Raw genomic sequence first — 24,649 nt, 5'->3', positions numbered from 1 at the left:
ATCTCCTAGTATTAGTTAATTTGTTTCTTCGCCAAAGATCTGGGTGAGATAATTCCCTGGCGTCACGTGAATCTCGTTATTTTGCGTCTGCACCTTCAACAGCGACGTGTACTTGCTAACGGGACGTTGCCCGTCAAAGTCGCCTTCGGCTAAGACCGCGACCCCGGCTAGTTGCGAATCGAATTCGTCAACCAATGACCGTAAGCCACCGACCGTGCCACCGCCCTTCATGTAGTCATCGACTAAGAGGACCCGTGAACCGGGTTTCACACTGCGTTTCGATAACGCCATGCGTTCGATACGCTTGGTCGAGCCAGACACGTAGTTCACGCTGACCGTGGACCCTTCGGTAATTTGCGAGTCATGACGAACGATAACGAACGGCACGTTTAGGTAATAGGCCACACTTTCGGCAAGGGAAATCCCCTTGGTAGCGACCGTCACCACGACGTCCACGTTTTGGTTCAAATACTGGGTCGCCAGAATTCGCCCAATTTGGCGTAACGCTGAAGGTCGGCCTAAGATATCGGACATATACACATACCCGCCCGGTAGGTACCGGTCTGCCGAAGAAAGCTCGTCAATCAGCTCGCCGACAAATTGCTCGGCCTCTTCCCGTAAAATATAGGGAATGAAGCGGGCACCCCCCGCAGCACCGGGTACGGTTTCGAGTAACCCCGTGCCCCGCGCTTGAAAGGTCCGTTTCAGAATCGTTAGGTCTTCACTGATGGAAGACTTGGCCGACTCGTAACGGGCCGCAAAGAACGTCAAGGAAACCAGTTCGTGCGGGCGCTCCAGCAGGTAGCGCGTCATGTCGACTAAGCGATCACTTCTTCTGACTTTCAAGTTATTCACCTCAATTATTTTCTTTAGGACTAATTGTATGCTTTATTTTAGCATAAACGTTCGGGTTTTTCGTGATATTTCCGTGAGAAATCCACCGACGCCCCCTCTTTTTCTGGTTTATTCAGGCAGGGCCGAACGTCAGCAGCCGCCAACGGCTAGTAATGGTAGCGCTTCGCTCTTTTTTATTAAACATTTTATACCCACTACCTTAAAACGGGCTTCTCGAGAAGGTTCTCCCGAAAAGCCCGTTGGATTTTACAGTAATCTGATACAAACTTACCCTTTCGCGGCCGTGCGCGTCGTTTGCCACCCCAGCGCCAGGAAGTAAAAGAGCGCTTCGATAGCGGCGATGAAGAACGAGACCGGGTAATTCGTTAAATAACTCAACGTGAGGCCACTCCAGACCCCGACCAGCGCTAACACGATGGCCAATCCCATCATACGGCCCACAGAATGGGCGAAGTACTTGGCTGTCGCCGCGGGGAGCGTCAACAGAATAAAAATCAGTAGCGAGCCGACGATTTGAGCGGCCACACTGACACTCAACGCCAATAAGACCAAAAACACGACGGATAACGTGTTGGTCCACAATCCCTTGACCAAAGCGCCGGTGTGGTCGAACGAATCAAACTTCAAGAACCGATAGATGGCTAAAATCACGATCAACACCAGAATCGACAGGGTCAGCATCTGGGTCACATCGCTACTGCTAATCCCAATCACGCTCCCAAATAAGATATTGGTGGCGTAACTGGCATTGGTGTTGGCTAGCGACAGAAATAAAATCCCCAGGCCGATAAATAAAGCCGAAATGGCACTGATGGCTGCTTCCCGCCGTTCGGCCCGGACACTCAAGCGGCCCACGATGACCGAACTGATCACGGTAAACAGTAGCATCCCGCTCAACGGCGTCCAACCGGCAAAAATCCCGAAGGCCGCCCCGGAAAAGCCGATTTCGGAGAGCGTGTGCGTCAGAAATGACATGTTACGGGCAATCACGAAGACGCCCATGATGCCACAGATAATGGCAATGATGGTGCCAGCCGCAAAGGCGTTACGCATAAATTCATACTCAAACATGTTGCGCCTCCTCGTGCCAAACTTTTTGGTCGGTCAACTGGGCAATCGGCCCCTGTTCGCTGCCTTGCGGCGTCAACATCAAGAACTGCTCGGCGTAGCGCCGGGCCATCGGGATGTCGTGGGTCACGAACAACACGGTCAACGCCATCTGCTGGTTGATTTTTTGCACCAAGTCCAACAACTCGGTCTTGGTGACCGGATCCAGACTAGCCGTTGATTCGTCAAGAATCAAGAGGTTGGGCCGTTCGACTAGGGCTTGGGCCAAATAGGCCTTCTGCTTCTCGCCCCCGGAGGCCTGGCCAATCGGCCGGTGGACCAACTGGGCTAACCCGGTCTGCGCCAGGATATCGGTGACCCGGGCGCGTTCGCGGCGACTCAGCCACGGTAACTTCCACCCGGTCAGGTTCAACCCCACGAAGTCGCGGATGGACAGCGGGTAATCCGCATCGATGTTGCGAAACTGTGGCACATAGCCAATTCGTACAGTCGAACTAGTGGGTAGATAGTGGACCCTCCCGGTAGTCGGCCGGAGTTGGTGCAAAATCGTGCGCATCAAAGTGGTCTTACCGACCCCGTTCTCGCCCACGATGCTCCAGAACTCGCCGCGGTGAATCGTCAGGTTCAAATCGTTAAAAACGGGGTGACCCGGAAAGGTCATCCCCAAATGATCAAGTTTTAAAATCGGTGCTGTCGTTGTCATGACTGCGCCCCCGCTTTCTGTTGGATTCGCCGGACCTGCTGGTATTGACTACTCATCCAGGTCACATAGCTTTCATTGACCGGCTTGGCTTCAGTCACTTGAACCACCGGCACATCGTACTTGTGCGCTAACTTGACCATCGACGTCACATTCTTACTGGAATTTTGGGTGTTTTCCACAAAAAAGGCGATTTTATGCTGGCGAATCTGCGTTTCCAAGTGCGTGATGTCGGCTGGCGTCGGGTCACTGTCTTCTTCAATCGCCTGGGCAAAGTGGCTATCACTCACGCGGTACCCCATCGCCGTTAAGGCCAGGTCAAAGACCGGTTCACTGACCGCCACCTGCTGGTTATTAGCGTGCTGTTTGATTGTGCGTGCCAGTCGCGGTAACGCACGTAACTCCTTGACGTACGCATTACCACGGCGTTTGAACGCCGCCGCGTGTTGTGGTGAGATGCGGCTGAATTGCTGAACCAACTTTTGGGTCATCTCGATCATCAGTTGCGGGTCACTCCACAGATGCGGGTTAGCTCCCGTTTTGCGGCCCAGTAGCTTACCTAAGTTCAAGGTCTTGATGTGACTGCTGTCATTAGCGGCCACCAGCCGGCTCATCCAACTATCGTACCCCAACCCGTTTTGAATCACCACGTCGGCCTTGGCGACCTTTTCTGCCGTGGCAATATCGGGTTCAAAGCTCTCCGCATCAACGCTGGGACTGTTGATGACCGTGGTCACGGTCCCGGCGGTGCCTAAAATTCGCTTGGCCGCTTCACCATAAAAGTTCAATGAGGCCACCACGTGGATCTTTTCCGGTGCCTTAGTCGTCTGGGAGGTACTCTTGGTCTGACAACCGCTGAGCACCACCATTAAGACGACCAGCAGGCCAACCAGCCATCGCTTCCGTTGCACAAGCTTCCCTACTTTCCTTGCCGTAATTTCTGTAAATGGTAACTGTTACTGTTTACCAGTTTACCAGAAAATGTAAGCCTGTCAATCCTTTTTTGCAGAATCCACGTACGGTGCCAAGAAAGCCGCGACCTTTTGGTCATACGTCGCCGGGTCAGCCGCCCGGGTCGCAATGTGCGCGGCACTAGGATGCCGGTACTTTTGCTTAGGTCCCGCGGCCGCTTGATAGAGGATATCCAGGTTCTCAATCGGCACCGTTTGGTCGTGCGCCCCTTGAATGAAGAGAATCGGCAACTTCGTGTGGTGCAGTTGCGCCGCGATGTTACCGTCACGCAACCGGTAACCGGCATCGACGCGGGAATACTGATTTGCCAGCGTCATAGCTGGGACCGTGGGGATGTGGTACTTGTGCCACAATCGGTAGCCACCTTCCGAAAAGACGGAAGCGTAGCCAGAATCGGCCACCACGGCCTTGACGTTGGCCGGTAAGTCTTCGCCCGCCGTGGCCAGGACCGTTGAGGCCCCCATGGAGACCCCCATCAAAACGATCTGAATCTGCTGGCCACACCGCTCGAGTAACTGGGCAATCCACCCCTGGTAGTCGTGGCGGTCTAACCACCCGTAGCCAATGGTGTTGCCTTCGCTTTCACCGTGGGCCCGGGCATCCGGCATCAGCAAGCTGTACCCCCACTTGCGAAAGACCCGCGCGTAGGGAATCATTTGTTCGCGGGAGTGTCCCAACCCGTGGGCCAAGATGGCTACTTTGTCGCTCTTTGGTGATTCTGCCGGGATAAACGACGCCCGCAGCGTCAAGCCATCTTGGCTGACCTGCGTCCATTCTTGAATGGGTTGTTGGAGGTACCAGGCATTGTCATCCGACGTATTCTCCGCAATCGAGCGCTCCTTGGACTTCTTCCGGCTACTACTAAAGGACTTCATCCCCAACCGATAGACCGCCAGTGAGCTTCCAAACAAGCTAACCAGACTGGTCGCCGCTAGCGCTGTGGCAATCCCAATTTTCTTCTTTTTCGTCATCCATCTTCCACTCCTTTATCGTCATCAATTACCCTTTTACCTTACTCGAAATTGGGACCGGTTGCCAATTTTTATCGGTAATTTTACCCGTAAAACCAGCAAATCCTCCAATTTAAAAAACGAAAGCCCGGCAAGTCATTTCACCTTACCAGGCTTTCGCATCTCGTTTGAGCGTTAATTTTTACGGTAATGGTCGCACCAAATAGACTTCGCGGCAGAATCCCTTCATGCCGTTAAAGACCCGCTGAGCGCGCGATTGCTTACTACACAGGCCAAAAACGGTGGGACCGGTCCCACTCATCTGGGCCACCTCGGCGCCAAACTTGACCATTTGGCGTTTCAACTGGGTAATCTCCGGGTGTTTAGCTGCCGTCAACGGTTCCAAGACGTTCCCCATCACAGCACACATCGCCGCGATATCCTGGTTGCGAATCGCTCTAACCAGCGCGTCAATGTCCGGATGGTCCAGATCATCGTAGTGAATCTTCTGCAGAATGCTGGGGGTGGACACGCTGACCTTGGGTTTGGCCAGAACTACCCAGGTCGCGGGGAGCTTGGGTAACGGCGTAATCCGTTCTCCGCGCCCACGCACGTGCGCCGGGCGACCGTAAACACAGTACGGCACGTCCGAGTCAATCTGCAGGCCCAGTTCGGCTAATTCACGCCACGACAATCCCAACCCCCAGAGCTGATTCAGCCCCCGGAGCACCGCGGCCGCATCGGATGAGCCGCCGCCCAAGCCGGCCGCGACCGGAATATTTTTCTTCAATCGAATGTTGACCCCTTGCTTGAGTCGAAAACGTGTCTGGAGCAAGTGGGCCGCTTGAAAGGCCAAGTTACGCTGATCATTGGGTAAAAAACCACTGTTTGAGGCGACCCGAATCCGCCGGTGGTGGGGCAAGGCCTGAATCTCGACGTAGTCTGCTAAGTCGACCGAAGTCATGACCATGTTCCACTCCTCCATGCCATCCCGATGATGGTACGGCGTGTCGAGCCCCAGATTTATCTTGGCCGGTGCCTTTTCAATCAGTTGCATGAGCTCACCTGAATTCCTGGTAGGCTGGCTGCTCTACCGTTGTTCTGAATGTAATTAAGCCCATTATACTATGGAAAAGTGCAAAATAAAAAGGCCTTATCTGGCCCAATTATTTATTCATCGAAGTCGACTTCGATGTTTTTGGTTAAAATATCGGTATAGCTATAAGAAACGCGTTCGAATGAATTTTCGTTCTGGTCGAGATCTACCACAAATACCGCTGGGTAGGTTTCTCGCAGAATTCCATGCCGTTCGGTTGTTTTCTTGCGGCCGGCTTGAGCGATGACCATCAGTTTGTCGCCAATTCGCCCATCCAGTTTGTTCTTAATGTTCGCTAAACTTGTTGGCATGCACTTCACCTCTGTGAAACATGATACCATAGTTTCACAAAAAATGCAAATTATACCACAACACCTACTCTAGCGCAATTATCAGCCAATGGTAAGGGTTACATCAAGCCATCCGCATGAAAAGCGTTCACTAATTCAATAAAATTAACCAACGTCAAGCGTTCGGGGCGCAATTGCCGCGAAATCCCAACTTGTTCGAGTACCGCCGCGATACGTTCCCGGACCTCCGGTTGTTTGCCAAAGATTCCCTGTAAATTGTTCCACAGCGATTTCCGTCGGTGGGCAAAACATCCCTTGACGAAGCCAAAAAGGGCCTTATCCTCATATGGCTTGACGGGTAAATCCGTCCGTGGCGTCAAACGAATGATGGCTGAATCGACGTTGGGTTGCGGGATGAACGCCGTGCGCGGGACCCGGAAGGCCACTTCGATGTGAGCACGGTATTGCATCACCACGGATAACGACCCGTAGGCCTTGATGCCGGGTTCGGCCGCCAAGCGGTCCGCTACCTCATTTTGCATCATGACTACGATTTGGTCGAAGGTCACGTTGCTTTGCAACACGCCCATCAGGATTGGTGTCGTGATGTAGTACGGCAAGTTCGCCACCAACTTCAAGGGATGCCCCGCCTCGAACTCAGCCTTGATGACTTCGGGCAAGTTGGCCTTCAAAATGTCCTGGTTGATAATCTTCACGTTGTCGTAGGGCAGTAAGGTCTCGTCTAAGACCGGCAACAGATTCTCGTCGATTTCAAAGGCCACGACGCGCTTAGCCCGTTGCGCCAACTGCTCGGTCAAAGCCCCAATACCGGGACCAATCTCAATGACGTTGTCCTGGTCCGTGACGTCGGCCGCACTCACGATGTTGCGTAAAATGTTTAAATCCGATAAAAAGTTCTGACCCAAACTCTTCTTCGCGACTAAGCGGTAACGGTTCAAGATGGCCTTCGTCCGGGCCGGTGAGCCAATTTCTGGTACACTGTTATTCACGAAAATCCCCCTTTGCTGGTGTTAACTGCGCCACTGCGGCTGCAAACGTGTCCGGTTGAATGCCGAACATCCGTAACCGTTTCTCCAGTTGCTTGCCGTTAACGTAACCAATCTGTAGTTGTTCACCTAACTCTTCGCGCCGGCGTTTGGCCCCGGCGCCCCCAATCAGTCCCGCCGCCACTAAGTCGGCATGGCTGATGAGTTCTGGGGCGGCCTCCGTTTCGGTGTACACGTGGCTCAGGGCGTCACGAATCGCTTCGGGCGTGGCGTGTTCCACGCCTAACGACCCCCCTGCCTTGCCCGGACGCCCGGCCTTTTTCGGTAAGAAGGCGTGTTTGGCGTTCGGCACGGCTTCGGCCACGATCTTACGAATCTTCTCCCCCGAAAAATCCGGGTCGGTGAAGATGATAACGCCCCGTTGGTCGGCCAATTTCTCAATCAACGCTAAGGTCTCGTCATTGATAGCGGACCCGCGTGTCTCGATGGTGTCGGCATTGACCGCCCGGTTGATGGCTTTGGTGTCGTCTTTCCCCTCCACCACCAGGACTTCTTTAATCTTTTTCAATATGGTAAAACTCCTCTGCGTTTTGGTAAGTCGCTTCAGCAATGGCCGCTGGCGTGGTCTCGCGCTCCTTGGCGATGGCTTCGACCGTGTAGCGGGTAAAACCGGGTTCATTCTGCTTGCCACGGTACGGTTCCGGCGTCAAATACGGTGCATCGGTCTCGACCATCATCCAATCGAGCGGTGTTGCCCGGACCGAATCGTGGACCTCGTGGGCGTTCTTGAAACTGGCCACCCCGGAATACGAGATGTGCATCCCCAAGTCGAGGAACTTCTTCAACCACTCCGGATCGCCGTTGAAGCTGTGCATCACGCCGCCAATGTCTTGAATCCCGGCGTCCTTGATGATGCGGTAGGTGTCCTCAAAGGCATCACGGTTGTGGACCACGATAGGCTTGTGGACTTCCTTAGCGATGGCAATCTGCCGGGCAAAGACCTTCCGTTGCGTGTCTTGCGGCGAGGAATCCCAGTGGTAGTCCAAGCCAATTTCACCCAGCGCCCGGACCTGGTCGTCGGCCAACTGGGCTTCCAACTCGGCTTCCTTTTCCGGGGTGTAGTCCTTGGAATCTTCCGGGTGCCAGCCCACGGCCGCCACTAATTCGGGGTACTTGTGCGCCAGGTCGATGGCACTGGTGTTCAGTGCCGTGTTCGAGCCCACGATGGTCATCTTAGTCACGCCCAAATCCGCGGCGCGCTTCAAGTACCGCGGCACGTCGGTGATGAACTCCTCGCTATTCAAATGCGTGTGTGAATCGTAAATTTGCATGCTATCCGTTCCCTTCTCGCCTTGGCGCCGAGAACTGCCCGGTACCATAAAAACGCGAGCTGGCGTCTTTCGATTCGCCGCCCGCGTTGTGCTTGACCTTGAGATTATTCAACTGAAGAGCCGTTGACCAGGTTCTGCGGCACGATGGCTAATTGAACTTTTCCGTCGTGTTCCGCGGATAGGAGCATCCCTTGGCTAATTTGCCCCCGCATCTTCCGCGGCTTCAAGTTGGCCACGATGATGACCTTCTTACCCACCAAGGATTGCGGTTCTGGGTACCACTGGGCAATACCGGAAAGAATCTGGCGTAAGCCCTGATCCCCCGCATCCAACTGGAACTTCAAGAGCTTGTCGGCCCCTTCGATGTGGTCGACCGCCTTAATTTCAGCGACCCGGAGTTCCACCTTTTCGAACTTGTCGAAGCGAATCTCCGGCTTGTTCAAGGTGAGCTCGCTGGCGCCCCCGTTGTCTTGTTCCTGCTTTTGGGCTTTAGCAGCCATCGCAGCCCGGCCCTTGGTCTTCTCCGACTTGGTCATTTGACCCTGGATGAAGTCGACTTCGGCTTCGGTGTCCAACCGTGGAAAGATTGGGGTCCCCTTGGCCACGACCTGCTTGCCAGCTGGTAAATCAGCCAACTGTAAGCCACTTAACGTAATCGTTTCGGGGTCTAAGCCCAATTGGTCGAAGATCTTCTTCGGCGCGTGGGTCATGACCGGGCTGATCAAGGTGGCGATGACCCGTAGGCTCGCAGCCAAGTGCGCCATCACGGCGGCCAATTGGTCGGTAGCACTGTCATCCTTGGCTAATTGCCACGGTGCCGTTTCATCGATGTACTTGTTGGTCCGGGCAACGAGCTTCCAGATTTCCGCCAACGCATCGGCGAAGTGCATCTGGTCCATCAACTCGTGGTAACGACTGATGACAGTAGCGGCCGTTTGTTCCAGGTCGGCGTCAAATTCCGTGACGCCCGCCTTGAAGGCCGGTAACTTGCCGTCTTCGTACTTGTTGATCATGGCCACGGTCCGGTTCAAGAGGTTCCCCAGGTCGTTGGCAAGGTCGTAGTTGACCCGGTCGACGAAATCTTCGGGCGTGAAGTTACCATCGTTGCCATATGGCATGGCGCGCATCAGGTAGTACCGTAAGGCATCGAGGCCGTAACGGTCAACTAACGTTTCGGGGTAGATAACGTTCCCCGTTGACTTGGACATCTTGCCGTTCTTCATCAGTAACCAGCCGTGCGCAAACAGTTCCTTAGGCGGCTTGATGCCTAAGGCATGGAGCACGATTGGCCAGTAGATGGAGTGGAACCGGACGATTTCCTTACCGACCATTTGCACGTCGGCAGGCCAGAACTTCTTGAACTGGCTTTCATCGTCGCTGGTGTAACCTAAGGCGGTGATATAGTTCAATAAGGCATCGATCCACACGTAGACCACGTGCTTGGGGTTGCTCTTGACCGGCACGCCCCAGCTAAAGGTGGTCCGGGAAACGGCCAAGTCTTCCAAACCAGGCTTGATGAAGTTGTTGATCATTTCGTTCATCCGGGTCTCTGGTTGGATGAAGTGCGGGTTCTGGTGGTAGAAGTCTAACAACCAGTCAGCGTACTTACTCATCTTGAAGAAGTACGACTCTTCCTTAACCAAGGAGACTTCGTGGCCGGACGGGGCCTTCCCGCCAATAACCTTACCGTTGTCATCCCGGTAGACTTCGGCCAGCTGGGTCTCGGTGAAGTACTCTTCGTCGTCTTCGGAGTACCAGCCTTCGTATTCCCCCAGATAGATGTCGCCCTGCTTCAACAGGCGCTCGAAAATTTCTTGGACCGCCGCCACGTGTTCGGCATCCGTGGTCCGAATGAACTTGTCGTTTGAGATTTCCAGCGTCTGCCAGAGTTGCTTGATTTGTGCCGCCATCCCATCGACGTATTCTTGGGGTGACTGGTGGTTGGCACGGGCTTTATCTTCAATCTTTAATCCGTGTTCATCGGTCCCGGTGAGGAAAAAGACGTCGTAACCGTCGCTACGCTTGTAGCGCGCAACCGTGTCACAGGCAATCGTGGTGTATGAATTCCCGATGTGTAACCGGCCGGACGGGTAATAGATCGGCGTTGTGATATAAAACGTTGGTTTGGTGTCTGCCATAAAATAAAGCCTTCCTTTGCTCCAAAATATTCCGTAAAAAATCGAGTTTGTAATCGAGTTTAAATTCTCACTTAGTATAGCATAAACCCCCGGCAAGCCATAGCGACGACCGGGGATTTTGTGGTCTGCAGCCCCTTTAAAAGAGGTCTAACTGTTGCGGGGCCAGATTGGTCCAGTGTAAATTCAAGATTTCCTGTAACCGCAAGGCGTTCGGCGCGGCATCACGCCCGGAGTTGTTGTTGAAGATCACGCAGACGTCTTTAGCCTGCGCCGCTAACTGTGTAACCAGGGTAGCAACCTCCTGCAACTCGGCCTCGCTGTACTTGTACAGTGTCCGGGTCTTACGCCAGTTGGACCCCTGATTGAACCAGCCCTTGGCGTTGCGGCCATGCAAGCGCACTACCGCTAAGTCCGGGGTGGTCACGGTACCGACCAGGGGCACGCCGTCGTTTAGGTTGTGCGGCTCGTCGGTCACCACGTTGGTCAACCGCAACGATTGCAAATAGCGCATCACGTCTTGGGTCAGCCCCGGTGTGGCGAACCAGCTAGGACTGCGAAATTCCACGGCAACCGGCAAGTTCCCCATCGCCACACGGACCTGCCGCAAGTAATCGATGTTGGCCGTGGTGCGGTTGAAGTACGGCGGAAATTGAAAGAGCACCGTGCGTAACTGGTGCGCGGCGGCTAACGGCGCCACGATTTCACGGTAGTGCGTGAAGGTCGTCTGCAAGTCCGCGTCGGCCACGGCTTGGTCGCGTTTACCATGGGTGGTCATGGCCTGGTTGGCCTTCAAGATAAACTGAAACCCATCCGGAACTTGGGCTTGCCAGGTTGCAATCGTTTTGGCCGTGGGGATGCCATAAAATGGCGTGTCGAGTTCGACCAGCGGGAGAGTCCCCGCATATTCAGTTAAGGTGACCGGACGTTGTTCCCCGCCAATCAAGGCCGGATGTTCGGTCCAGGTGGTCAACCCAATGGTAATCACCCCTGTCACTCCCTTCGAATTCCCGTGTTGCCCCACCAGGGGGCGGGCGCCGGGTTACTTCAGCCGTTGAAATTGTTTGATAAGTTCGGCTTCCGCGGCACTCAACTTGCCGCGTAACTGGCTGATCAGCTTGCGACCCTCTAAGCGATCATTGTGGCGGATCCCGGTCACACACAAGTCGATGAGCGCGAACATAATCGTGACCAGGCTCGCTTTTTGACGCGTAAACGTGGTATTGAACAACGTGACAAAATCCTGACTGAATCCCAGTTGCAAAATGCCGTAGATCACTAACGTATCGGGAATCAACTGTAACACGTTGAGCCACCGTAAGCGTCGGACTAAGCGCCGTAACTGGGCAATGATCTCTTGATGGGTCATGCTTTCACCTTCAAACCTGAAGTTCGTTAAAGAAACTCGTGGCATCCGCTTGTACCATTTCGATTGGTACCCCCAGGTCTAATTTTTCCTGGTTGATAACGACCACGGGCGCCTTAGCGTTGCGGTAGTTCAGCAGGCCGGCGAACAGGTAGACCCGCATCGACGTGCCCACGATGACGACTAAATCAGCGGCTGCCATGGCGCCGACCGCGCGTTGGATATTGGTGGCGTTCAAGCCCTCGTCGTACAAAACAACGTCGGGCCGTAACCAGCCACCATCCACCTCGTGGTGTGGGTCCTTCAAGTAGTCGTGCCAGTCTGCGGGTTGACCACAGACCTGGCAATAGACCTTGTAGAGGTTCCCGTGAAATTCGACTAGGTGTTGACACCCCGCCTCGCGGTACAAGTTGTCGATGTTTTGGGTCACCACCGTGGCGCGATTTTGTTGGGTCAACGCCGCTTGTTTTTGGTGAATGACGTTAGGTTTGGCGTCGGGATAGTAGAGATTCTGCTTGACGTACTGGTAAAAGGTTTCCGGTTCCTTGGCCAAACAAGCGTGGCTCAAGTAATACTCCGCGTTATGGTGCCCGGTGTACAGGCCATTTTTCGACCGATAATCCGGAATCCCCGATGGCGTGGAGACCCCCGCCCCCGTCAAAAAGACGATGTGCGTGGCGTCATCAAATAATTTTTGTAATCGTGCTTCCATCTAAAATCCCCCTAACATTACGCTTGGGACAACTTCCCAAGTGGGGGCCCACTCGTTTAAGGGTCCCGTCTCTTCTAGACTACCGTAAAATGTACGGCATTTTCAACATCTTGAAGAGGTCCGCGACGGTCATGTCGTAAATCTTGGTGTAGTAATCCGGGGTGTCTTCGCTGGGCTTTGGTGCTGACAAGACGAAGGCGTTCTGGTTGTCCGCCCGGTTGAAGCCCACGTATGCCCGCCGTTGGCTGTGTTTGTCGTGCATGTCCGAATGGTACAGTTCAAACATTTGCCGTACTTGTAAGCCCAACTGCCGCTTGGAGACGACACTGGTCAAAGTCGTGAACTCCGCATTATGCAACGCGGGTAAGTGCCAAGCCTCCAATTGTTCGTCAAAGGCCCGGAACAACTTGACCACGTTGCGCCGTAGCGTAAACGGTGAGTCAATCGGTTTAGCCGTGATCAACGCGTATAACTTCTGAGCAGCTTCTAAGCTGATCGGGTAATCGCGCTTGAATTGGGCGATGATGTCGTCGTGACCGTCACCGAAGAAGACCAGCGCGTCTAACAAGGTCAAGGTCCGCAACGTCATCTCGTCGTCGACCGGGGTCGGTTCCGGCTTGATAGTGGCCCGAACCCCCTTCAAGTACATCTCCTCGATTTCCGGCGTAATCAACTCGTGCTTACGCTGTTCGCTGACCACGACGATGTGGCTAACGATATCGTAGAGTTCAGTCCCCATGATCATCAGTTGTTCGTCGAGTTGGGTGTTGCCCGTGGTCAGACTGAAGAAGACCTGTGGAAAACCCGATAAAATCATCAGCAAATGTAATAATTCGTGAGACGCCGTGTAGTTCGGCGCCGTTAAATCGGCCACCTGGATGACGATATTATTGCCATCTTGGACCTGTTGCGCCTGGTCGTGCCGGACGTAACCCGACTGGAGCTGACCAATGAATTGAACTTCGACTTTCCCTGGGAACTTGCCGTTAACTTCATTGATTAACCCTTGAACCACTGGCGATAATTGAACATCTTTTGCTTCCATAATAAGTTTAGTCCCCCGTTTTCTGTGAATTGGCGGCGCGGACCGCGCGTAACGCGGCTTGCGCCTGTTCGGTGGTTGGTTGCGTTGCCGTTAGCCGCAGAAGAACCGCCGGCACTTCTGCCGGGGTCGCCCCCACCGATAGGGCTAAGGATTTACGTTGTAAGTGCATGTGCCCTTTTTGGATGCCGTCCAAGACCAACGCACGTAACGCCGCGACGTTTTGGGCTAAGCCCAAAGCCGCGGTCACGCGCATCAAGTGCCGGGCGTCTTTGATCTGGGCTAATTGTTGGTTGACGGCGACCAAAGGAAAAACCTTGGTGGCACCGCCGACCGTACCTAACGCCAGCGGTAACGTCAGCTCACCGTGAAGCGTGTCACCATCGACCCACCAGCGGCTAAGCCCGCGGTAATGACCGTCGCGGCTAGCATAAGCATGCGCCCCACTCTCCACGGCGCGCCAATCGTTGCCCATCGCGAGCACCACGGCATCGATGCCGTTCATGATGCCCTTGTTGTGAGTGGCCGCTCGGTACGGGTCGACTTGAGCAAACTCACTGGCGGCACACAGCCGTTTAGCCACGGTGGCTCCCGCCAGCGTCTTGGTCCGTAAATTGGTTACCGGAATCGCGCACCGAGCCGTCGCCAAACTGTGCGTGGCATAGTTGCTTAAGATACTCATCAACACGTCTGCATCAGTGTTGACTTGGATGTCGTGGACGACGGCTTCGGCCATGGTGTTGACCAGGTTAGCCCCCATGGCTTCACCCACGTCGACGAACAAATCGATGGACACCCAGTCGGGTGGGAGTTTGCGTACCCGTAGCGACCGAGCCCCGCCACCATGGTTTTGCAACGTCGGGTGCGCGGCATTGGCCACCGCCAACAAGTGCGCGGTGTGCGTCGTGACCCACTGTTGCAAGGCCGCGGAATCTGTCACGTGTTGACAGACGATCTGCCCCATCAGCTCGCGCTGGGTCACCTCGGTCGTAATGCCCAGGTGCCCATCGTTTAACAACCGGCCACCATTGCTGGCCGCCGCAATGACCGAGGGTTCCTCGGTGACCATCGGAACGGCGACGGTCTGACCATCGACGTGGAGATTGACCGCCACGCCTTCGGGCAAGCCGTAAGTCGTCAGGTAGTTTTCAATCAGTTCTTCATCTTGTGACCGGCGCGATTGGGCGATGGTCGCCAGTTGCGCCACCGGCCACTTAGCAATGCGGGCCAAGCGGTCACGCCGCTTAGCGTAGGGCAACCGGTAAAAGGACGTTGCCATAGCGGTCCCTCCTAACGTTGACTGAGATACTCTGAAATAATCCCTTCCCGCACGCCACTTTCGGAGAATACCACCCGGTCCGAATCTAGCATTTGCAGTAACGTGACCAGCGGTAACATGCCACCTAAGATGATGTCAGCGCGTTCCGGTTCCAGGCCCGAGATCCACTTGCGTTCCGCCAGTGGGACCCGTAAAAGCCGCTCGAAGGTGTAGAGCACCTGATCAGTCGTGAGCCGGTAACCGTGGATGTTTTCCACGTGCAGGATTTTTTGTTGTTGGCGGTTCATCCGGGCTAACGTCCGGTTGGCCCCGCCCAGAAGCACCAAGGGGAGGTGTTTGGCATCATTTAGCCACCAGATGTCACGCAAGCGTTCGCGTAAAAACACCTGGGCGGAAAAGAGGTCGACGGCACTGACCTGGTCGTCGAGGTGAAACTGTTCGGAGAGGTTGACCGCCCCAAACGGCACACTGATCAGATTGGCGTCGTGACCATCCTTGACGTGGACCAATTCACAACTGGCGCCACCGGTATCCAATAACAAGCAATCCTTGACCTTCAACCGATTGACGGCACCTAAATAATCATAATAGGCTTCCTGGTCACCGGATAGGACTTCTAAATCGATAGCCGTGGCCGTTTTGACCTGGGCCAAGAATTCCTTACGGTTCCGCGCTTGGCGGACCGCCGCCGTGGCGATGCCGCGCACAATTAAGTTAGGCAAGTGTTCATAGTAAGGTCGAAACGAGCGTAACGCGGTAATCGTCCGGGCCATGGCTTTGGGCTGGAGAATCTTCTCCGGCCCCATCCCCTCGGACAAGCGACTATCGGCCTTAATCCGGTTAACTTCCCGATAAGTCCCGTCGGCGCGCAACTCGTTAATGGCTAACCGCACTGAATTGGATCCTAAATCCACAATGGCTAAATTCTGCATGGCCGTCCCCCCGTTTTTCTAACCGAAGTAATCCACCCCAACCGCGTGCCGAACCTCGTGCAGGGTCTGAGCTGCCACTTGGTTAGCCTTCTCACTGCCTTTTTTCAAGATAGCGTAAACGCTAGCTGGGTCGGCCGCAAACTGTTCGCGCCGCTCGCGAATCGGCTTCAATTCGGCTTGGAGCACCTCGTTTAGGTACCGTTTAATTTTAACATCTCCCAGACCACCGTGTTGATATTGCGCCTTTAAGTCGGCGATTTTGGCCTGATCCGTACCAAAGATGTCTAGGTAAGTGAAGACCGTGTTTCCTTCGATGTGACCGGGGTCTTCGACGTGGACGTGGGTCGGGTCGGTGTACATCGACATGACCTTCTTTTGGATGGTGTCGGCATCGTCACCCAGATAGATGGCGTTGTTCAGTGACTTACTCATCTTGGCGTTGCCATCTAGACCGGGAATCCGACCTTGGCCCTTCGGTGGGAAGTAGCCTTCGGGTTCCACCAAGATTTTTTGCCCATAAATGTTGTTGAAGCTCCGCACGATTTCGCGGGTCTGCTCCAGCATCGGTTCCTGGTCGTCACCCACGGGCACCGTGTCTGCCTTGAACGCAGTGATGTCAGCAGCTTGGCTGACCGGGTAGATGAAGAAACCAGCCGGGACACTTTCGCCAAAGGCCTTTTGCTTGATTTCGGTCTTGACCGTTGGGTTCCGGTTCAACCGCGCCACCGTGATCAAATTCAAGTAGACCATGGTCAGTTCGCTCAGGGCGGGAATCTGGGATTGCACCAACAGCGTCGACTTTTGTGGGTCGAGTCCCACTGCCAGGTAGTCTAAAGCCACTTGAAGTAAGCTGTGTTGAATCTTTTCGGGGTCGCGGGCGTTATCGGTCAACGCTTGCGTATCCGCAATCATGATGTAGGGCTCATAGTCCCCGGAATTTTGGAGTTGGACCCGGTTCTTGAGGGACCCGACGTAGTGGCCGATGTGCAGTTTACCGGTTGGTCGGTCACCAGTTAAAAAGACGTGTTTTTGAGTCATTGAAAATCTTCCTTTCTGAAAAAGCGCCCTACTGGATTGCTCCAATAGGACGCTAATGCGCGGTACCACCTAATTTATGGTCCAATTGACCATCACTTTTAGCCGTTAACGGGGCCCCCGCGAGTTTTATCGTCGTTTAGTGTCGTTTCAACCCACTTCGGTCATAGCGCCCTTGCAGCCGGGGAGCACTTCTCTAAAATGGACCTACTTCATTGAAACATATGCCTACAGTTTAGTGGATTTAAGGGCGAAAGTAAACTGAAATTCCAGCCGGTCGTTTAGAAATTCGGGGCCCAAGTCATTTCCACAACGGTCTTTCATTGACACTGCCCCCAAATGTGACTAAACTTGTTAAGCAATTTAGCGAACTCTATAAAGGAGGCGGTCATCTTGACCACCAACGAACAAGCACACGAGCAACACCGCGTGGACGACGTGGTCCACCAGATTGGTCAGCGCCTCGACCGGACCACGGCCGAATATAACGACGCCCACCACGAGTTGCGTAACGTGTTGAAAAACTATAGCGAAAACACGTCCGTGAACTGGTTTGAAGTCGATGACCGAATCGAAACCAGTGCCGAACTTCAACAGCAACGGGCCTTAGTCTCGCGGCTGACTGAAAACCAAAACATTATCCAAGACCAGTTAGCGACCTATCGGGAACTCCAAAAGTCCCCCTACTTTGGTCGCATCGATATCCAAGATCCTGACGAAACGAAACCCGAATCCCTCTATATTGGGACGGCCTCGTTCGTCGATGATGATGAGAACTTTCTGGTCTACGACTGGCGGGCCCCGATTTCCAGTATCTACTACAACGGGGTCTTAGGCCAGGTCGCCTACGACACGCCGGCTGGCCGGCAACAGACTGACCTACTCAAGAAGCGCCAGTTCCTGATTCAAGACGGCCAGATTCAAAGCATGTTCGACACCAATGAGACTGTGGGTGACGAGATGCTCCAGCACGTCTTAGGCGAACAAAACGACACCACCATGCAAAACATCGTGGCCACGATTCAACGCGAGCAAAACGACATCATTCGTGACGTGCATAGCGACTTGTTGGTAGTCCAGGGAGTCGCCGGTTCCGGCAAGACCTCTGCAATTCTGCAACGGATCGCCTTTCTGCTTTACCACAGTCGTCGCGACCTCGAAGCCGACCAAATCGTCCTCTTCTCGCCCAACCGGCTGTTCAGCCACTACATCAGTGACGTCTTGCCTAGTTTAGGGGAACGCAACATGCGCCAGGTCACGTTAGCCGAATTTTTGACCCAACGGTTCCAAGGGCTCAACGTGCAAACGCAATTCGACCGCTACGAAAGCGACCAGCAACACCCCGTCAATCAAGCAGTCCGCAACTTCCAAGAAAGCGCCGCAATGATGACGGCCGTGGCTGACTACTGCACCCACCAGACCGCGACCGACCTGAAGTTCACTGATATTCGGTTCAAGGGCCGGGTCTTCTTTGGCCATCAAGAAATCCAGGACATCTACGATAGCTTCCCGACTACTTTTCCGGCGGCCGAACGCTTCTTAAAGACCAAGAACGCCCTGGAAAAGCGATTGCGCCAACGGATCGCCGAAGAAGCCAAGGCCGACTGGGTCCGCGACACTATCGACCAGTTAAGTGACGAAGACTACCATAACTTACTGGGCAGTAAGCACCTTGGCCAGTTCGAACAACTCGATGACGAGATTGACTTTCTCGCCCGCCAAATCGTCCGCCGGCGCTTACGGCAGGTCGATGACGCCATTTATAACGGTTACTTCTTAGACGTTTACAGCCAGTACACCGCCTTTTTGAAGCAGTGTCCGCTGCCCGAAAACGTCACGACCGACCAATGGCAGGCCATCATCGACCGCTACCAGCACGACATCGAGTTCCACAAGCTGGCGTTGACTGACGCCGCACCGTTACTTTACATGCGCGACCTGTTAATCGGTGGCGGCCAAAACCACCAGATGCAACACCTCTTCGTCGATGAGATGCAGGACTATTCAATCGCCCAACTGGTTTACTTGCAACACGCCTTTCCGCGCGCCAAGCTCACGTTATTAGGCGATAGCGAACAGGCCCTCTTCAAGGCCGTCGAATCTCCGGAAGACCTCTTAAAGAATCTGGGGGTGGCCCTCCACGCCAAGAAGTCGCGCCTGATCACGCTGCGGCGGTCTTACCGTTCGACGTTACCGATCACAACCTTCGCCAAGGCGCTCTTGCCGGATGGCGATAAAATCGAAGCCTTCAACCGCGATGGTGACCTGCCTAAAGTGGTCATTCGCTACGATACGGCGTCCGCCTTCAAGGCGTTGGCCCATGAACTGCGGAGTGAACTAGCGACCAACGGCACGGTGGCGATTCTGACTAAGAACACCGCCGAAGCCAAGTACGTTTATCAAGAACTCCATATGGACTTTGATTTGACCCGCTTGACCGATACCGATCGGACCTTGCCGACCGGCGTGGTAGTCCTGCCGATTTATCTGGCCAAGGGCTTAGAGTTTGATAGCGTCATCGCCTACAACGTCTCGGCAGAAAACTACCCTGACCAACAGTTCACCGGAACCCTCTATACGATTGCATCACGGGCCATGCATCATTTGACCTTGCTGAGCATCGGACCGGTTTCCCCGTTGATTGCGTCGGAAAAAATCCCGCAGAGTGATTTGCGGATTGAACATGAATTATCGAATTAACTTGTCACAGCGCTAAAAAGGACTTGGGCGGCATGCCCAGGTCCTTTTTATTTGGCATCGATTTAGTTAATCACCTTAATCACTCAGCAAAAACCGCGTTGCAATGTCTAATGCCTTTTGCCGCGAATCGCCCATCGTAAACTTATGGTCGGCGTGGGGCAACAGGTTCAATTCATCATGTTGATAGACTTCGTCGTAACGAGTCGACGCCACGTGGTCGACGACTCGGTCGGCCAACCCGTGAATCAGACAAACTGGACCTTGGTATTGCTGTGCCACCTCGTAGATGGGCAAAGTTTGAGCAGTGCGTAAGTAAAAGCCGCCCAACGTTAACCCCTTTTTAATCGGTAGTTCGTCGGGGATATTCTGCGGATCATAGGTAAAGCCCTGGGTGTCTCCCTTTAAGGCATCGTCCTTCAACGTTGCCGCGGGGGCCATCAACACAAGTTTGTCGATTTTTTCGTGGTAGTACCCGGCCAACATGCTGGCGACCACCCCGCCCTGCGAGTGGCCTAACAAGTAAATCCGGCGCACGCCCTTTAGCTGGCGAGCGTAATCCAAAATGGCCTTGCCATCACTGATTTCGTTTAAGACCGTCATGTCCTTGAATTGACCATCACTAGTGCCGTGGCCGTTAAAATCAAACCGCAAGGTGGCCAGGTCCTTCGCTTCAAACCGTTCCGCCAGCTGATACAGCAATTGGTCGGGCGCGATGCCCCGGTTAGCCGTGAACCCATGCATCAACACCACTAAATCAAACGATGCCCTGTCCGGTTTTTTCAGTGTCCCGCGTAACGTCAACTGGTCGCGTAAAATCTGCACGTCCATCTCGTAACCTCCTAAAGTAAATTGTTATCGGTGATTATTTTAAGACTAACCCCCAGCTGGCCGCCACTTATTTGGACTTATAGCGTGGCTGATATACTTGCTAAGCTGCTGATTAACTTGCTCCTAATCCCGAAAAGATGGTCCCTATTAATATCATTGTGGCAAATTAGCCAACTTGCCCGCTATCTTTACACGACTAACACGGTTTCGTTACACACCGTTGGTATCCTAGCACTGTACCATAAGAAGAGGAGGAGTTATTCATGACGTGTCAGCACCTTAGTCTCTGCGTTGCTTTTGGCGACCACTTTAGGTTGGCAACAACCCTTAATGAACGTGGAAGCCGCCACTCACGCTAAGACCAGTCAAACGGTCAAGGCCAAGAAGGCGAAAAAGGCTAAGGGCGCCAAGATTAAGACCGTCAAGGCGAAAGTCGCTAAATCGGCTTCCAAACACATCAAACTTCAAGGCGCTTCCAACGCCCGCGACTTAGGTGGTTACATCAACAAGGACGGCCAGAAGATTAAGGTTCACCGTTTGATTCGCTCCAACAGTTTATCGCATTTAACTAAAGCCGACCAAAAGAAACTGGTCAAGACTTACCACGTTGCCACTGATATTGATTTACGGACTATCAAGGAACAAAAGCAGAGCCCCGACGTCAAAATGAAAGGCGTCAAATTAATTAAGGATCCTGTCTACAAGTCCTTCGGCGCCTTCCCAGATTTTTCTAAGAAGAACGCCGGTGTCAAGATGATGGAAAAATCCTATCGACTAGCCATCACATCGGCTCAAGGACGCAAGGCCTATAAGACTCTCTTCCACGAACTCCTGAAGAACCCTAAGAACAAAGCTGTGCTGTGGCACTGCTCTGCTGGTAAGGACCGGGCTGGTATGGGGACCGTTTTCGTGCTCTCTGCTTTAAACTTTGACAAGAAAATGATTGCTAAAGATTACCTGAAGTCCAACCAATACTTGGTTCAAACTAACAAAGAAAATTTGAAGCATCAAGAAGCCAGTTGGAAGGCGCAAGGCAAGACCTTAACCCCAACCGTTGTTTCTAACTTCAAAGCTCAAAACGGTGTCCGGATGGCTTACCTCAACGCAATGTACAAAGCTATCAACCACAAGTATGGCAGCATGAAGAAATTCCTGCACAAGGGCTTAGGCTTATCCAATGCCCAATTGAAGCAACTGCAACACAACTACTTAACCTCAGCGAAGACTAAGTAAGTCGTGTTGGCTTGACTGAATCAAAATGGTCCCCGGAAACCAGATAGTTTCCGGGGACCATTTTTAGTTTGGTTTAATCGGTTGATGCCGGGGTGGCCGCCATGCGGCGTAATGCCGGCTTCAAGAACAACGGTGCTAAGACCGTTGCCAGAATGATGACTAAAATCATCGCGGAATAGCTGGTGTTGCTCATCAGCCCCGCTTGGTGCCCGATTTGTGCGGTAATCAATCCCATTTCACCCCGGGCAATCATCCCCGTGCCAATCACGGTACCACTAGTCCAGGAGAAACCACTGACCCGCGCCCCTAGGCCACAACCCAGAAGTTTGGTTAAGCAAGCCAGAATCGTCAATACGACGATCAGGGTCACGTTCCCCCCTAAGTGCGCCAGGGTCATGTTTAGCCCCACACTCACGAAGAAGACCGGAATGAAGACGGCGTTGCCCAACGGTTCGACGTGATCCGCTAAGGTACTCCGGTACGGCGTATTCGACACGGCGATTCCCGCGAAGAAGGCGCCAATCGCACCGCTTAACCCGACAATATCGGCCAACCAGGCCATCCCCAGACAAATCACCATGGACATGATAGTCACACTCGACGCGACCACTAGTCGTTCACTCAAATGCATCAAGTATGGCGCAATCCATTTGACCAGCAGATAAGTGCCCCCGAAGAAGGCCACCTGTTCCAGCAGAACCAGTCCGAGTGCGGGTTGACTCCCCGCCGCATGGATTCCCTGACTGGCCAGTAAGCTAATCATTAACGATAGCAGAATCACCCCGATGATGTCGTCGGCGACGGCGGCGCCCAGGATAGTGGCGCCTTCCCGTGTGCCGAGCGCGTGGTATTCTTTTAACACGGCCACGGAAATCGAGACCGAAGTTGCCGAAAAGATGACCCCGATAAACAGGGATTCTAACGCGGTGAATCCCCACCACCAGGAGACGGCGCCCATAACGGCCACCGGAAAGATGACCCCGGACGTCGCCACAACGATGGCTGGCCGCAGATACTTCATTAATAATTTCAAATCGCTTTCCAGGCCGCCCAAAAACATCAACACGACGACCCCGATGTCGGCAAATAACGACACCAAGCCATTCAATTGGACCCAGTTCAACATCGCTGGCCCAATCACGATTCCAACCAGTAATTCACCAATGACCGCGGGAACCCCGAGGCGGTTCCCAAAATTACCGGCTAGCGTCGTTAACACCAAGATCAAACACAAGGTTCCTAAAAATGCCACGAACCCACCTTCCTTACTTTATCGTAATTAATCCCCATGATACGCTATTTTCAGCCGCGACAAAAGTGGGGTCCCGTGAAGAATTCCCGCCCTTCAAGCCATAAAAAAGAGTTTAGGTGGGTTGCCTAAACTCTTTTAATCATCAAATTATGAGTTTCGCCGCCGACTCTTTTCTAGGCTGGAAGGACCGCCGGGAAACATTTTGATTGTGAGACTAGTCACCACTGTACCGCTAAAGTGGGACCAATCTAATTGAAGTAGGTCAGATCAGACGCTAACGTTGGGTACGCCAGAATACTCTGGTTGATAGCCACTGAGTCGAGCTTCTGTTGGATGACGAACGCCAGGTAATTAATGACCTGTTCCGCCTCCATACTCAAGACAGCCGCGCCCACAATGCGTCCACTGGCCCGTTCAATGACTACTTTGATGCGGGCTTTGGGATCTTCAATCCGTTGATAGCTAAACCAATGGGTCAGGTCCAAGTCATTGACTCGATAGGTCTGCGAGTCACGTTGGGCCTGTTCCGGTGTCACGCCAATTTGGGCTAATTGGCTCTTACCGTAAACCACCGATGGAATCGCCGGGTAATGAATCGGGTCGACCGCATCGGTCGCCGTCAAAGCCGTGACCACGTAGCGGCCTTCGTATCCTGCCACGGGCGTCAACTTCGGTTGTGGCCGATCGACCACATCCCCAATCGCAAAGATATGGGGATTCGTCGTCTGTAAATGGTCGTTGACGGTGATGCCATGGGTCGTTGTCGCCACGTTGACCTGATCTAAGCCTAAGTCGGCGATGACGGGTAAGCGTCCCGCCGAGGCAAAGACCATGCCGGTCGTCCAACTGGCACCACTCTTGGTCGTGACCCGGTACTCATCACCATCCGGTTCTACCTTAACGATGTCGGTCATCAACTGCACGTCGATACCGGCCGCCTTTAACCGGGACATCAGGTCTTGAACCAAGTCAGCGTCAAACGCCCGTAACGGCCGGTCGCTATGGTGGACTAAGTGGACCTGTCGCCCCGCGGCGTTCGCAATGGTAGCCAGCTCAACGCCAACGTAACCGGCCCCCATGAAGGTCACGTCATCGGGCAGATGGTCCAAGTCCAAGAAGTCGTTGCTGGTCCGGAGCCACTCCTGCCCCGCAATGTGTGGTAACCGCGGTGCTTGCCCTGTCGCAATCACCACGTTGGTCGCTTTCAGTTGGTCCTTGCCAGCTTGCACACTCCCATCGGCATTGAACCGGGCTGCAGCGTGAAAATGGGCAATTTCCGCAGACTTCAGCCCTGATTCAGTCCCGCCAGGAATTATACTCGTATAGGCCCGCTTTTTCGCCATCAAAGCCGGCCAATCTAACTGGGGAACCCCATTCAAGCCGTGACTTTGTAGCGTTGCACTCCGCGCTTGCGCTTCCACGGCGGCCATCAAAATCTTCTTGGGATCACACCCGCGGTTCGGGCAGGTGCCACCCCAAAGATCCTTCTCCACTACGGCGACACGTTGTCCTTGTGCATGTAACCCGTAAGCCACTGCTAAGCCACCCGGGCCACCCCCGAGGATTACCGTATCAAACTGTTGCATGACCCTATCACCCTTTCCAAAGTAAGTCCACCTTTGATTCTAACACGCTTGAAAGCGATTGCTAAGGATTTGACTCACACTACAAATTGCTAAGCCATCTAATCCCAGTTTCGGGGCTGAATGGTGTACAGTAGGCTGTAGATAACCATCCGACTCATTTTCACTATCAATGGTCATAAACCGCTACCATTCAGGGGCCCTTTTGCTCACTATTTTTCAACCAATGACCACCTCTGGGGCCCTTTTACTCAGGTCAGTTTGCTGTTGGTTCGATCTGACC

The 24,649-nt window shown here is 53.7% G+C and carries 23 protein-coding genes; 2 read left to right on the top strand and 21 right to left on the bottom strand.

What is annotated here, in order from left to right; translation table 11 throughout:
• Nucleotides 1-15 precede the first annotated feature (15 nt).
• The 18 genes from purR to trpS form a co-directional block, all read right to left on the bottom strand.
• Nucleotides 16-846, bottom strand: coding sequence for a pur operon repressor (gene purR, locus H3M12_RS05445; protein WP_129032745.1), 831 nt, complete (start codon nt 844-846; stop codon nt 16-18).
• A 276-nt stretch (nt 847-1,122) separates the two neighbouring features.
• Nucleotides 1,123-1,926 carry a metal ABC transporter permease gene (locus tag H3M12_RS05440; RefSeq protein WP_129032744.1) on the bottom strand — a complete coding sequence of 268 codons (804 nt, stop codon included), beginning with the start codon at nt 1,924-1,926 and terminating at the stop codon, nt 1,123-1,125.
• A complete protein-coding gene (locus H3M12_RS05435) occupies nt 1,919-2,626 on the bottom strand; it encodes a metal ABC transporter ATP-binding protein (protein ID WP_129032743.1) in 708 nt (235 codons plus the stop codon). Before H3M12_RS05435 ends, H3M12_RS05440 begins: the two co-directional genes overlap by 8 nt.
• Nucleotides 2,623-3,534: a metal ABC transporter solute-binding protein, Zn/Mn family gene (locus H3M12_RS05430; RefSeq protein ID WP_225423526.1), complete on the bottom strand. Its 912-nt coding sequence runs from the start codon at nt 3,532-3,534 to the stop codon at nt 2,623-2,625. The genes H3M12_RS05435 and H3M12_RS05430 overlap by 4 nt, the downstream gene beginning before the upstream one ends.
• 81 nt (nt 3,535-3,615) lie before the next feature.
• Nucleotides 3,616-4,566 (bottom strand): alpha/beta hydrolase, encoded by a 951-nt coding sequence (locus H3M12_RS05425; protein WP_129032742.1) that lies wholly within the window; start codon nt 4,564-4,566, stop codon nt 3,616-3,618.
• A 181-nt stretch (nt 4,567-4,747) separates the two neighbouring features.
• On the bottom strand, nt 4,748-5,602 hold the full coding sequence (ispE, locus tag H3M12_RS05420) for a 4-(cytidine 5'-diphospho)-2-C-methyl-D-erythritol kinase (protein WP_129032741.1): 855 nt from the start codon (nt 5,600-5,602) through the stop codon (nt 4,748-4,750).
• Between the two features lie 113 nt (nt 5,603-5,715).
• Nucleotides 5,716-5,952: a Veg family protein gene (locus H3M12_RS05415; protein WP_129032740.1), complete on the bottom strand. Its 237-nt coding sequence runs from the start codon at nt 5,950-5,952 to the stop codon at nt 5,716-5,718.
• A 98-nt stretch (nt 5,953-6,050) separates the two neighbouring features.
• Complete coding sequence (gene rsmA, locus H3M12_RS05410) at nt 6,051-6,941, bottom strand: 16S rRNA (adenine(1518)-N(6)/adenine(1519)-N(6))-dimethyltransferase RsmA (RefSeq protein WP_129032739.1); 891 nt, start codon at nt 6,939-6,941, stop codon at nt 6,051-6,053.
• Nucleotides 6,934-7,506 carry a ribonuclease M5 gene (rnmV, locus tag H3M12_RS05405; RefSeq protein ID WP_129032738.1) on the bottom strand — a complete coding sequence of 191 codons (573 nt, stop codon included), beginning with the start codon at nt 7,504-7,506 and terminating at the stop codon, nt 6,934-6,936. Before rnmV ends, rsmA begins: the two co-directional genes overlap by 8 nt.
• Nucleotides 7,493-8,269 carry a TatD family hydrolase gene (locus tag H3M12_RS05400; RefSeq protein WP_129032737.1) on the bottom strand — a complete coding sequence of 259 codons (777 nt, stop codon included), beginning with the start codon at nt 8,267-8,269 and terminating at the stop codon, nt 7,493-7,495. The genes rnmV and H3M12_RS05400 overlap by 14 nt, the downstream gene beginning before the upstream one ends.
• 104 nt (nt 8,270-8,373) lie before the next feature.
• Nucleotides 8,374-10,407, bottom strand: coding sequence for a methionine--tRNA ligase (gene metG / locus H3M12_RS05395; RefSeq protein WP_129032736.1), 2,034 nt, complete (start codon nt 10,405-10,407; stop codon nt 8,374-8,376).
• A gap of 136 nt (nt 10,408-10,543) precedes the next feature.
• Complete coding sequence (locus H3M12_RS05390; RefSeq protein ID WP_129032735.1) at nt 10,544-11,392, bottom strand: DUF72 domain-containing protein; 849 nt, start codon at nt 11,390-11,392, stop codon at nt 10,544-10,546.
• 54 nt (nt 11,393-11,446) lie between these two features.
• Nucleotides 11,447-11,773 (bottom strand): hypothetical protein, encoded by a 327-nt coding sequence (locus tag H3M12_RS05385; protein WP_129032734.1) that lies wholly within the window; start codon nt 11,771-11,773, stop codon nt 11,447-11,449.
• A 10-nt stretch (nt 11,774-11,783) separates the two neighbouring features.
• Entirely contained in the window at nt 11,784-12,482 is a 699-nt protein-coding gene (locus H3M12_RS05380; RefSeq protein WP_129032733.1) for an NAD-dependent protein deacylase, read from the bottom strand.
• Nucleotides 12,483-12,561: 79 nt separating this feature from the next.
• Nucleotides 12,562-13,527, bottom strand: a complete 966-nt coding sequence (locus tag H3M12_RS05375) for an IpaB/EvcA family protein (protein ID WP_129032732.1) — start codon at nt 13,525-13,527, stop codon at nt 12,562-12,564.
• Nucleotides 13,528-13,534: 7 nt separating this feature from the next.
• Nucleotides 13,535-14,803, bottom strand: a complete 1,269-nt coding sequence (locus H3M12_RS05370; RefSeq protein WP_129032731.1) for a hydroxymethylglutaryl-CoA reductase, degradative — start codon at nt 14,801-14,803, stop codon at nt 13,535-13,537.
• Nucleotides 14,804-14,814: 11 nt separating this feature from the next.
• Nucleotides 14,815-15,735: a Ppx/GppA family phosphatase gene (locus tag H3M12_RS05365; RefSeq protein ID WP_129032730.1), complete on the bottom strand. Its 921-nt coding sequence runs from the start codon at nt 15,733-15,735 to the stop codon at nt 14,815-14,817.
• A gap of 18 nt (nt 15,736-15,753) precedes the next feature.
• Nucleotides 15,754-16,773 (bottom strand): tryptophan--tRNA ligase, encoded by a 1,020-nt coding sequence (gene trpS / locus H3M12_RS05360; RefSeq protein WP_129032729.1) that lies wholly within the window; start codon nt 16,771-16,773, stop codon nt 15,754-15,756.
• A 390-nt stretch (nt 16,774-17,163) separates the two neighbouring features.
• On the opposite strand from trpS, the gene helD reads away from it, so the two are divergent.
• Nucleotides 17,164-19,470 carry an RNA polymerase recycling motor HelD gene (gene helD, locus H3M12_RS05355; RefSeq protein WP_129032728.1) on the top strand — a complete coding sequence of 769 codons (2,307 nt, stop codon included), beginning with the start codon at nt 17,164-17,166 and terminating at the stop codon, nt 19,468-19,470.
• A gap of 75 nt (nt 19,471-19,545) precedes the next feature.
• On the opposite strand, the gene H3M12_RS05350 is transcribed toward helD, so the two are convergent.
• Nucleotides 19,546-20,298: an alpha/beta hydrolase gene (locus tag H3M12_RS05350; protein ID WP_129032727.1), complete on the bottom strand. Its 753-nt coding sequence runs from the start codon at nt 20,296-20,298 to the stop codon at nt 19,546-19,548.
• Nucleotides 20,299-20,595: 297 nt separating this feature from the next.
• Here H3M12_RS05350 and H3M12_RS05345 point away from each other — a divergent pair, with 297 nt between their 5' ends.
• The gene (locus tag H3M12_RS05345) at nt 20,596-21,531 is read left to right on the top strand and encodes a tyrosine-protein phosphatase (RefSeq protein WP_233449228.1); all 936 of its coding nucleotides are present in this window, start codon (nt 20,596-20,598) and stop codon (nt 21,529-21,531) included.
• A gap of 73 nt (nt 21,532-21,604) precedes the next feature.
• Here H3M12_RS05345 and H3M12_RS05340 read toward each other — a convergent pair whose 3' ends face one another.
• The gene (locus tag H3M12_RS05340) at nt 21,605-22,783 is read right to left on the bottom strand and encodes a cation:proton antiporter (protein ID WP_129032725.1); all 1,179 of its coding nucleotides are present in this window, start codon (nt 22,781-22,783) and stop codon (nt 21,605-21,607) included.
• A gap of 248 nt (nt 22,784-23,031) precedes the next feature.
• Complete coding sequence (locus H3M12_RS05335; protein ID WP_182151021.1) at nt 23,032-24,369, bottom strand: dihydrolipoyl dehydrogenase family protein; 1,338 nt, start codon at nt 24,367-24,369, stop codon at nt 23,032-23,034.
• Nucleotides 24,370-24,649: the final 280 nt, after the last annotated feature.

This window comes from Levilactobacillus suantsaii (assembly GCF_014069315.1).
Taxonomy (GTDB): Bacteria; Bacillota; Bacilli; order Lactobacillales; family Lactobacillaceae; genus Levilactobacillus; species Levilactobacillus suantsaii.
This window is presented reverse-complemented; position numbering and strand designations above follow the sequence as displayed.